The 10,136-nt window shown below is 72.3% G+C and carries 11 protein-coding genes; 7 read left to right on the forward strand and 4 right to left on the reverse strand.

Annotated features, from left to right (window positions below):
- Positions 1-95 precede the first annotated feature (95 nt).
- From tyrS to ACWF9Z_RS22045, 3 genes are all read right to left on the reverse strand, one after another.
- Positions 96-1,361 (reverse strand): tyrosine--tRNA ligase, encoded by a 1,266-nt coding sequence (gene tyrS, locus ACWF9Z_RS22035; RefSeq protein WP_453604433.1) that lies wholly within the window; start codon positions 1,359-1,361, stop codon positions 96-98.
- Between the two features lie 78 nt (positions 1,362-1,439).
- Positions 1,440-2,840 carry a metallopeptidase TldD-related protein gene (locus tag ACWF9Z_RS22040; protein ID WP_453604435.1) on the reverse strand — a complete coding sequence of 467 codons (1,401 nt, stop codon included), beginning with the start codon at positions 2,838-2,840 and terminating at the stop codon, positions 1,440-1,442.
- Positions 2,837-4,360 (reverse strand): TldD/PmbA family protein, encoded by a 1,524-nt coding sequence (locus ACWF9Z_RS22045; RefSeq protein ID WP_453604436.1) that lies wholly within the window; start codon positions 4,358-4,360, stop codon positions 2,837-2,839. The genes ACWF9Z_RS22040 and ACWF9Z_RS22045 overlap by 4 nt, the downstream gene beginning before the upstream one ends.
- 184 nt (positions 4,361-4,544) lie before the next feature.
- Here ACWF9Z_RS22045 and fabG point away from each other — a divergent pair, with 184 nt between their 5' ends.
- The 3 genes from fabG to ACWF9Z_RS22060 all read left to right on the forward strand — a co-directional run bounded on the left by fabG (position 4,545) and on the right by ACWF9Z_RS22060 (position 6,750).
- On the forward strand, positions 4,545-5,264 hold the full coding sequence (gene fabG, locus ACWF9Z_RS22050; RefSeq protein WP_453604437.1) for a 3-oxoacyl-[acyl-carrier-protein] reductase: 720 nt from the start codon (positions 4,545-4,547) through the stop codon (positions 5,262-5,264).
- A 5-nt stretch (positions 5,265-5,269) separates the two neighbouring features.
- Positions 5,270-6,043: an enoyl-ACP reductase FabI gene (gene fabI, locus ACWF9Z_RS22055; protein ID WP_356660738.1), complete on the forward strand. Its 774-nt coding sequence runs from the start codon at positions 5,270-5,272 to the stop codon at positions 6,041-6,043.
- Positions 6,044-6,297: 254 nt separating this feature from the next.
- Positions 6,298-6,750: a hypothetical protein gene (locus ACWF9Z_RS22060; protein WP_453604438.1), complete on the forward strand. Its 453-nt coding sequence runs from the start codon at positions 6,298-6,300 to the stop codon at positions 6,748-6,750.
- On the opposite strand, the gene ACWF9Z_RS22065 is transcribed toward ACWF9Z_RS22060, so the two are convergent.
- Complete coding sequence (locus ACWF9Z_RS22065; protein WP_453604440.1) at positions 6,731-7,426, reverse strand: FadR/GntR family transcriptional regulator; 696 nt, start codon at positions 7,424-7,426, stop codon at positions 6,731-6,733. The genes ACWF9Z_RS22060 and ACWF9Z_RS22065 overlap by 20 nt on opposite strands.
- A 76-nt stretch (positions 7,427-7,502) precedes the next feature.
- Here ACWF9Z_RS22065 and ACWF9Z_RS22070 point away from each other — a divergent pair, with 76 nt between their 5' ends.
- The 4 genes from ACWF9Z_RS22070 (at position 7,503) to ACWF9Z_RS22085 (ending at position 9,998) form a co-directional block, all read left to right on the forward strand.
- Positions 7,503-8,879 (forward strand): CynX/NimT family MFS transporter, encoded by a 1,377-nt coding sequence (locus ACWF9Z_RS22070; RefSeq protein WP_453604441.1) that lies wholly within the window; start codon positions 7,503-7,505, stop codon positions 8,877-8,879.
- 5 nt (positions 8,880-8,884) lie between these two features.
- On the forward strand, positions 8,885-9,004 hold the full coding sequence (locus ACWF9Z_RS22075) for an SGM_5486 family transporter-associated protein (protein WP_453604443.1): 120 nt from the start codon (positions 8,885-8,887) through the stop codon (positions 9,002-9,004).
- A 151-nt stretch (positions 9,005-9,155) separates the two neighbouring features.
- A complete protein-coding gene (locus ACWF9Z_RS22080; protein ID WP_453604444.1) occupies positions 9,156-9,356 on the forward strand; it encodes a hypothetical protein in 201 nt (66 codons plus the stop codon).
- Between the two features lie 123 nt (positions 9,357-9,479).
- Positions 9,480-9,998 (forward strand): SixA phosphatase family protein, encoded by a 519-nt coding sequence (locus ACWF9Z_RS22085; RefSeq protein WP_453604445.1) that lies wholly within the window; start codon positions 9,480-9,482, stop codon positions 9,996-9,998.
- Positions 9,999-10,136 lie beyond the last annotated feature (138 nt).

Here is a 10,136-nt window from a genome sequence, read left to right on the forward strand (position 1 = left end):
GGCGGCTCGGCTTTCTTTTTTACCCCCGCGGGGGCCCCGGCGGTCGGCCCCCCCCCCGGCCCCCGCGTCGTGCGCGCCCTGCCGGGCGCCCGAGGTCAGCCGGTGACCTCGACCGCCGCCAGGTTCTTCTTGCCGCGGCGCAGCACCAGCCAGCGTCCGTGCAGCAGGTCCTCCTTGGCGGGGACCGCGTCCTCGGCGGTGACCTTCACGTTGTTCACGTAGGCGCCGCCCTCCTTCACGGTCCGCCGGCCCGCCGACTTGCTGGCGACCAGCCCGGTCTCGACGAGCAGGTCCACGACCTGGCCCAGCTCCGCGACCTCGGCCCGCGGCAGCTCGGACAGGGCCGCGGCCAGCGTGGCCTCGTCCAGGTCCGCCAGCTCGCCCTGGCCGAACAGCGCCTTGGACGCCGCGATCACGGCGGCGCACTGGCCGGCCCCGTGCACCAGCGTGGTCAGCTCCTCCGCGAGCGCCCGCTGCGCGGCGCGCGCCTGCGGCCGCTCGGCGGTCTGCGCCTCCAGCGCCTCCAGCTCCTCACGGCTCTGGAAGGACAGGATGCGCAGGTAGGTGGAGACGTCCCGGTCGTCCACGTTCAGCCAGAACTGGTAGAACGCGTACGGGGTGGTCATCTCCGGGTCGAGCCAGACGGCGCCGCTCTCGGACTTGCCGAACTTGGTGCCGTCCGCCTTGACCATCAGCGGGGTCGCGATGGCGTGGACGTGCGCGTCCGGCTCCACCCGGTGGATCAGGTCGAGACCGGCGGTGAGGTTGCCCCACTGGTCGGACCCGCCCTGCTGGAGCACGCAGCCGTGGCGCCGGTACAGCTCCAGGAAGTCCATGCCCTGGAGCAGCTGGTAGCTGAACTCCGTGTAGCTGATGCCCTGGTCGGACTCCAGCCGCTTGGCGACCGAGTCCTTCGTCAGCATCTTGTTGACGCGGAAGTGCTTGCCGATGTCCCGGAGGAACTCGATGGCGGACATGCCCGCAGTCCAGTCCAGGTTGTTCACCATGACCGCCGCGTTCTCGCCCTCGAAGGACAGGAACGGCTCGATCTGGGAGCGCAGGCGCGACACCCAGTTCGCGATGGTCTCCGGGTCGTTCAGGGTGCGCTCCGCGGTCGGCCGCGGGTCGCCGATCTGCCCGGTGGCCCCGCCGACCAGCGCCAGCGGACGGTTGCCCGCCTGCTGGAGCCGGCGCACGGTGAGGACCTGCACCAGGTGACCCACGTGCAGCGAGGCCGCCGTCGGGTCGAAGCCGCAATAGAACGTGACGGGACCGTCCGCGAACGCCTTGCGCAGCGCTTCTTCGTCGGTGGACTGGGCGAACAGCCCGCGCCACTTCAGTTCGTCGACGATGTCCGTCACGGTTCCGGGTCTCCTTGAACGAGATGAAACAGAAAGCTGGGGGTTTCCCCGCCAGTCTAGGCGGGGAAGGTCCGCACCTCAGACGCCTTTACTGACCGAGCTCATGTTGAAGTCGGGGATCCGCAGCGCCGGCATCGCCGCCCGGGTGAACCAGTCGCTCCACTCGCGCGGCAGGGTCTTCTCGGTCCGGCCGGCCTCCGAGGCCCGCGACAGCAGGTCCACGGGGGATTCGTTGAACCGGAAGTTGTTGACCTCGCCGACGACCCGGCCGTTCTCCACCAGGTAGACGCCGTCCCGGGTCAGGCCCGTGAGCAGCAGCGTCGCCGGGTCCACCTCGCGGATGTACCACAGACAGGTCAGCAGCAGCCCGCGCTCGGTCTCCGCGACCATCTCCTCCAGGGACTTGTCGCCGCCCCCGTCCAGGATCAGGTTCCCGAACGACGGGGAGACCGGCAGCCCGGTCAGGCCCGCGCTGTGCCGGGTCGTCATCAGCCGCGCCAGCTCGCCGTCCTTGATCCATTCGGTCGCCGGGACCGGCAGGCCGTTGTCGAAGACGGACGCGTCGTCGCCGGAGCTGTGCGCGATCACGAACGGCGCGGACTCCAGGCCGGGCGCGTTCGGGTCGCTGCGCAGGGTCAGCGGCAGCGGGGACAGCCGTTCGCCGAGCCGGGTCCCGCCGCCGGGCTTGGAGAAGACCGTCCGGCCCTCCACCGCGTCCCGGGCCGCCGCCGACCACATCTGGTAGATCAGCAGGTCGGCCACCGCCGTGGGCGGCAGCAGGGTCTCGTACCGCCCGGCGGGCAGGTCGATCTTCCGCTCCGCCCAGCCGAGCCGTACGGCCAGCTCCGCGTCCAGCACGGTCGGGTCCACGTCCTTGAAGTCCCGCGTGGAGCGGCCGGCCCAGGCCGAGCGCTGGCGGTCCGGGGACTTCGCGTTGAGCTCCAGGGTGCCGTTGGGCTGGTCGTGGCGCAGGCGCAGCCCCGTGGAGGTGCCCACGTAGCTGGAGACCAGCTCGTGGTTGGCGAAGCCGTACAGCTCCCGGCCGCCCGCGCGGGCCCGGGCGAAGGCCTCGCCGAGGGCCGGGGCGAAGTCCGCGAAGACCGCCGAGGAGGTCTCGGCGGGGGCGTCGGTGAAGTCCGGCGAGGCCGGGGTGCCCGTGACCAGCGGCTGCGCGTCCTCCGCCGGGTCGGCTCCGCGGGCGGCGGCCTCGGCGGCCCGGACCAGCGGCTCGAGGTCCGCGGCCGTGACGGCGGAGCGCGAGACGACCCCCGAGGCCGTGCCCTCCTTGCCGTCGACGGTGGCGATGACCGTCAGGGTCCGCCCGCGGGTGACCCCGTTCGTGGTGAGGGCGTTGCCCGCCCAGCGCAGATTGGCCGTCGACTCCTCGTCGGCGATGACGACGCAGCCGTCGGCGGTGGACAGCGCCAGGGCACGCTCGACGATCTCGTGGGGACGGGTTCGCGTACTCGACGACTTCATCGTCCGGCCTCCTGCGTGGTGTTCAGGATGTTCACGTCGCGGAACAGCGCGGAGGGGCAGCCGTGCGAAACGGCCGCGACCTGCCCCGGCTGGGCCTTGCCGCAGTTGAAGGCGCCGCCCAGGACGTAGGTCTGCGGTCCGCCGACCTTCTCCATCGACCCCCAGAACTCGGTGGTCGTGGCCTGGTACGCGACGTCCCTCAGCTGTCCGGCCAGCTTGCCGTTCTCGATGCGGAAGAAGCGCTGCCCGGTGAACTGGAAGTTGTAGCGCTGCATGTCGATCGACCAGGAGCGGTCGCCGACCACGTAGATCCCGCGCTCCACCCCGCCGATCAGGTCCTCGGTGGAGAGCCCGCCCGGGTCGGGCCGGAGCGAGACGTTCGCCATCCGCTGCACGGGCACGTGCCCGGGGGAGTCGGCGTAGGCGCAGCCGTTGGAGCGGCCGAGACCGGTCAGCTTCGCGATCCGCCGGTCCGTCTGGTAGCCGGCCAGCGTGCCGTCCTTGACCAGGTCCCAGCTCTGGGCCTCGACGCCCTCGTCGTCGTAGCCGATGGTGGCCAGCCCGTGCTCGGCGGTCCGGTCGCCCGTCACGTTCATGACGGGGGAGCCGTACGCGAGCTTGCCCAGCTGGTCGAAGGTGGCGAAGGAGGTCCCCGCGTACGCCGCCTCGTAGCCCAGTGCCCGGTCCAGCTCCGTGGCGTGGCCGATGGACTCGTGGATGGTCAGCCACAGGTTGGACGGGTCCACGACCAGGTCGTAGCGTCCGGCCTCGACGCTCGGCGCCCGCATCTTCTCGGCGAGCAGGCCGGGGATCGCCTCCAGCTCCGCGTCCCAGTCCCAGCCGGTGCCGGTCAGGTACTCCCAGCCGCGCCCGGCCGGCGGGGCGATGGTGCGCATCGAGTCGAACTCGCCGGTGGCCGCGTTCACGGCGACGGCGGTGAGCTGCGGGTGGATGCGCACCCGCTGCTGCGTGGTGGAGGTACCCGCCGTGTCGGCGTAGAACTTGTTCTCGTGGACGGCGAGCAGCGAGGCGTCCACGTGGGCCACCCCGTCGGCGGCCAGGAGCCGCGCGCTGAAGTCGGCGAGCAGCGCCGCCTTCTGCGCGTCCGGCACCTCGAAGGGGTCCACGTCGTAGGCGGAGATCCAGGTCTTGTCCTTGTGGACCGGCTCATCGGCCAGTTCGACCCGCTCGTCGGAGCCGGCCGCCTTGATCACCTTGGCGGAGAGCTGGGCCATGGCCACGGCCTGCGAGGCCACCTTGGCGGCGCCGTCCATGGTCAGGTCCACCCCGGAGGCGAACCCCCAGCTGCCGCCGTGGACGACCCGGACCGCGTAGCCGAGGTCGGTGGTGTCGGACCCGCCGGAGGGTTTGGCGTCCCGCAGCCGCCAGGAGGCGCTGCGGATCCGCTCGAGGCGGAAGTCGGCATGATCGGCACCCAGCGCGCGGGCCCGGGCGAGCGCCGCGTCGGCGAGCGCCCGCAAGGGCAGCGCGGCGAAGGCCGCGTCGATGGAATGGGGCACGGAAGTCCTCCCGAGGTCGGGGCAGATAGCACGATCATGTCGCGCCGTGGGTTGCCGTGCCTACATCTTTCTGTAGGGACTCGACAGAGCCCGTACCAAGGCCCTGTCGGAGCCCGATTCTCCGTACGGGCGACATGACCTATAGGTTTTTGGTATTCAGACCGCTAGTCGAAAGGGTGATCCGTTGAGCCGCTCGGTTCTCGTCACCGGAGGAAACCGGGGCATCGGCCTCGCCATCGCCCGAGCCTTCGCGGAGGGCGGAGACAAGGTCGCGATCACGTACCGGTCGGGTGAGCCGCCGGCGGAGCTCACGGCTCTGGGCGTGCTGGCGGTCCGTTGCGACATCACCGACTCCGAGCAGGTGGACCAGGCGTACAAGGAGGTCGAGGACGCGCACGGCGCGGTCGAGGTCCTGGTCGCCAACGCGGGCATCACCAAGGACACGCTGCTCATGCGCATGTCCGAGGACGATTTCGCCTCGGTCGTCGACACCAACCTCACCGGCACCTTCCGCGTGGTCAAGCGCGCGAACCGCGGCATGCTCCGCGCCAAGAAGGGCCGCGTCGTCCTGATCTCCTCGGTCGTCGGCCTGCTCGGCTCGGCCGGCCAGGCCAACTACGCGGCCTCCAAGGCCGCGCTGGTCGGCTTCGCCCGCTCCCTCGCCCGTGAGCTGGGCTCCCGCAACATCACCTTCAACGTCGTGGCCCCGGGCTTCGTGGACACCGACATGACGAAGGTGCTCACCGACGAGCAGCGCGCCGGCATCGTCGGCCAGGTGCCCCTGGGCCGTTACGCGCGGCCCGAGGAGATCGCGGCCGCCGTCAGCTTCCTGGCGTCAGACAACGCCGCGTACATCACCGGAGCCGTCATTCCCGTTGACGGCGGATTGGGCATGGGTCACTGATCACCATGAGCGGAATTCTCGAGGGCAAGCGCATCCTCATCACGGGGGTGCTGATGGAGTCCTCCATCGCCTTCCACACCGCCCGGCTGGCCCAGGAGCAGGGCGCCGAGGTCATCCTCACCGCGTTCCCGCGGCCGACGCTGACCGAGCGCATCGCACGCAAGCTGCCCAAGCCGGCCAAGGTGATCGAGCTCGACGTCACCAACGACGAGCACCTGGCCCGCGTGGAGGAGCTCGTCCGCGCGGAGCTCGGCGGCCTCGACGGCGTCGTCCACTCCATCGGCTTCGCGCCGCAGGACGCGCTCGGCGGCAACTTCCTGAACACGCCGTTCGAGTCGGTCGCCACCGCCATGCACGTCTCGGCGTTCTCGCTGAAGTCGCTGACCATGGCCTGCAAGCCGCTGTTCCCGCCGAACGAGGGCGGCGCGGTCGTCGGCCTCACCTTCGACGCGCAGTACGCGTGGCCGCAGTACGACTGGATGGGCCCGGCCAAGGCCGCGCTCGAGGCCACCAGCCGCTACCTCGCCCGCGACCTGGGCAAGGAGAAGATCCGCTGCAACCTGATCTCGGCGGGTCCGATCGGCTCGATGGCCGCGAAGTCCATCCCGGGCTTCTCGGACCTGGCGGACATCTGGAACCAGCGCTCCCCGATGGAGTGGGACATGGCCGACCCGGACCCCGCGGGCCGCGGCGTCGTCGCCCTCCTGTCGGACTGGTTCCCCAAGACCACCGGCGAGATCATCCACGTCGACGGCGGTCTGCACGCGATGGGTGCCTGACCTGACCTGACCTGACCCGACCGGCGGCGACCTGTCCGGTCGAGGTGCTGTCCATCCGTACGGCGGCGGCCGCGTCTCCCCTTTCCGGGAGGCGCGGCCGCCGCCGTTTCGCGTGGGGCGGCGGGGGCCGCGCCGGGGGGCTCGGTCAGATGTTCGCCGTCTCCTCGGATCTTCCCGAGTCGAATATCGGGACATTCCCCTGCAAACTGGCACCGTCGGGATCTTCCCGGCTCCTGCGGGGAGGAGGTACGGGAGTGCGCGCCAGCCGGAGCCGAGCGGTATCGCTGCTGGTCACCTCGATCGTCCTGGCCGGATTCCTGATCCCGGGAGCCGTCGCGCAGTCCGGGAACGACGACCCGGTCGCCGGCCCCGAGGCCCTGGCCCCGGTCCCCGCCCCGGGGGAGCGGGCCGCCGTGGACCCGGCCCAGATCCCCGCGGAGCCGCCCGTACAGCCCGCGCGCCCCGTCGGCCGGGAGCTCTTCGGAGCGGACTGCGACACCAGCATCGAGGGCTCGCGGGTCGTCGCGTACTGCCACAACGGCTATCCCGAGACCGATCTGGTCCGCCTGCACGTGGAATGCGACCGCTGGTGGGACGTGGACGGGGACGGCGCCGCCGTGGCCGTCGGCCCGGCCGGCCGGGTGGAGCTCACCAGCCGCTGCTGGAAGGAGGTCCGCTCCGCCTGGGTCAGCCACCAGCGGCAGTGACCCGCGGCTCCCCGCCCAGGCACGCGAACGGATAGCCGGCCGCCTCCGAGGCCGCCGCGTCCCCGTCCCCGCGCCGGACCGCCTCGATCAGCCGGGCGTGGTCCAGGTGGGACGCGGGATCGAGGTCCTTGCCCACGTCGGTGCGCAGCCAGTCGGCCACCAGATCGCCGAGGTCCGCGTACAGCTCGATGAGCACGTCGTTGTGCGAGGCCGCCACCACCGCCATGTGCAGGGCCACGTCCGCCGCGACGAACACCTCCGCGTCCCCGCCCGCCCACGCCTGCTCGCGCCGCGCCAGCAGCGCGTCCAGCTGTACGAGGTCCCGCTCGGTCCGCCGCTCCGCCGCGAGGCGGGCGGCCGAGGACTCCAGCGTCGAGCGCAGCTCCGCGACGTGGCGCGGGTCGGCCCCGGCGAAGCGGCGGTGCATCACGCCGGCCAGTTCGCTGGTGGCGATGACGTAGGTGCCCGAGCCCTGGCGGATGTCGAGGAGGCCGTTGTGCGCGAGGGCCCGGACGGCCTCCCGCACGGTGTTGCGCGCGACTCCGAGCAGTTCCACGAGCTCGGGCTCGGTGGGGATGCGGGATCCGACGGGCCATTCGCCGGTGGTGATCTGGTTCCTGAGCTGGGCGATCACCTGGTCGACGAGTGCGGATCGCCGGGGCGAGGTCAACGGCATGCGGTCGGGGTTCCTTTCCGGACAGGGGGAGCGGGCGACTGGACAACCAATCATCCCATGATTCTATGATGGCTGAATGTCCGACGAAGAAATCCAGACCCTGAACCGGCCCCGGGCCGCGAGCACGGCATCCCCGCTGCCCCACGGCGGCGCCCAGGCCGCCCCCGGAGCGGCCGGCGGCACGCTGCCGGCCGGCTCCGCCGCCGCCCCGCAGCCGGCCTGGCTCGGCCCCGTGCTCCTCGTCGGCATCGTGCTGGCCGCCCTCAACCTGCGGCCCGCCATCACCAGCCTCGGCGCCCTCTTCGAAGAGACCCGCACGGGCCTCGGCATGAGCGGCACCGTCGCCGGACTCATCACCTCCGTACCCGCCCTGTGCTTCGCCGTCTTCGGCATCACCGCGCCCCGGCTCTCCCGCCGCTTCGGCCCGGCCGCCGTCGTCTGCGCCGGCATGGCCGCCGTGGCCGCGGGCCTGCTGATCCGGCCCTTCGCGAGCGACGCCGCCGGGTTCCTCGCCGCCAGCGCCCTGACCCTGGCCGGCATAGCCCTGACCAACGTGCTCCTGCCAGTGATCGTCAAGCGCTGGTTCCCGGACCGGGTCGGCACCATGACCGGCCTCTACTCCATGGCCCTGGCGGCCGGCACCTCGCTCGCGGCGGCCGCCACCGTCCCGATGACCGAGGCCCTCGGCGGCAACTGGCGCACCGGCCTGCTGATCTGGAGCTTCCTCGCCGTCGCCGCCGTGCTGCCCTGGCTGGCCATCGCCGCCGCGGCCCGCAAGGAGAAGGCGGCCGCCGCCTCTGCCTCCGCCGGTCGGGCCGCCTCCGCCGCCGGTCCGGCCGCCCGCGCCGCCTCCGACGCCGGCCCGCGCGTCGTGCGCAGCCGCACCGCGTGGGCCCTCGCCTGCTACTTCGGCCTCCAGGCCACCGGCGCGTACGTCACGATGGGCTGGCTGCCGCAGATCTTCCGCGACGCCGGGGTCTCCGCCTCCACCGCGGGCGTCCTGCTCGCCGTCACCATGGTCATGGGCGTCCCGCTCGCCTTCGTCATCCCCGGCCTCGCCGGGCGGATGAAGAACCAGGGCCCCATCGCCGCCACCCTCGGCGTCTTCGGCCTCGCCGGCTACCTCGGGCTCTCCTTCGCCCCCGCCGCCGGCGCGTGGGCCTGGGCCGTACTGCTCGGCGTCTCCAACTGCGCCTTCCCGCTCGTCATCACGCTGATCGGACTGCGCGCCAAGTCCCCCGCCGGAGTGGTCAGGCTCTCCGCCTTCGCGCAGAGCACCGGCTACCTCATCTCCATCCCCGGACCGCTCCTCATCGGCGCCCTCTACCAGCACAGCGGCGGCTGGGACCTGCCCCTCGCCGTCATGGCCGGTCTGCTCGTCCCGCAGATCGTCCTCGGCCTGCGCGCGGGCCGGGACCGCACGATCGAGGACGAATGCGGCATGCAAGACTGAACGGCATGTCGCCCGTACTCGAACCGAACCCCCAGAACGGTCACAAGAAGCTCGGCCTCGTGCTGGGCGCGATGCTCGTCCTGACCGTGGTCATCTCCGTCATCGCCACCCTCGCCTCCCCGTAACCGCGCCCATGGTGGGGTTACCCCCCCCAACCCCTAGGGGGTCAGGGTCAGGGTGAAGTGGGGTGCGTCCCCGATGGGAACCGCCGGCTCGAATCCTTAGATTCGAAGAGCAAGAGCGAGCCCGTCCCACGCGCACCCCACGGAGGCGGCCATGTCGGCCCCCACGCACACGTCCCCTCCCCGAGCCCTCGGGGCCGATGCCCGACTGCCCTGGTGGGCACTGGCCCTGCCCGCCCTCGCCTTCGGCCTCCTGCTCGTCCTGCTCGCCGGATCCGGCGAGGCCCACGCCGCGTCCGACGGCGGCTCGGCCCTCGTCCAGGTCACCGAACAGCTGCTGCGCGTCGTCGGCTGACCGCACCCCGGACCCCGGGGAGCGCGCCCGCCGCGCCCGCGCGCCGTGGCGCGCCCCGCACCCGGGGGTGAGCGCCCTCAAGACCCTGCGCCCCATGGCTCGATTCATGCGAAGCTGGGAGCCATGAGCGCCGACACCCCCCGCAGGATCGTCCTCCTCCGGCACGCCAAGGCCGAATGGTCGGACGGCACAGACCACGAGCGCCCCTTGGCGGAGCGCGGCCGTCACGACGCCCCGGCGGCGGGCCAGAAGCTGGCCCAGACCGGCATCACCTTCGACCTGGCCCTCTGCTCCAGCGCGGTCCGGACCCGCGAGACCTGGAAGCTCGCCGTCCAGGAGCTCGCGCACCGGCCGAAGACCTCGTACGAGGACCGGCTCTACGAAGCGTCGCCGGGCGAGCTCATCGCCCTGCTCAACGAGACCTCCGACGAGGTCACCAACCTCCTGGTCATCGGCCACAACCCCGGTATGCACGCCCTCGCCGACGCCCTCTCCGGGAGCGCGCAGGGCGACGTACTGGCCCGGATGAACCGCACCGGCTTCCCGACCTCCGCCCTCGCCGTCGTCTCCTTCACCGGCTCGTGGAAGTCCGTGGAACACGGCGTGGGCACCCTGCTGGACTTCTGGACCCCGCACGGCTGACCCCGCACGGCCAGCCCCGCACGGCCGACCCCGTACGGCCGGCCACCCACGGCCGGCCACGCGGCATACGACGGAGCGGGGCGCCCCCCCCGGGGACGGGCCGGGGGGCCGCGCGGTGAGGGCCCGGGGGGGGGGCGC

Source organism: Streptomyces sp. NPDC054961 (assembly GCF_053609145.1).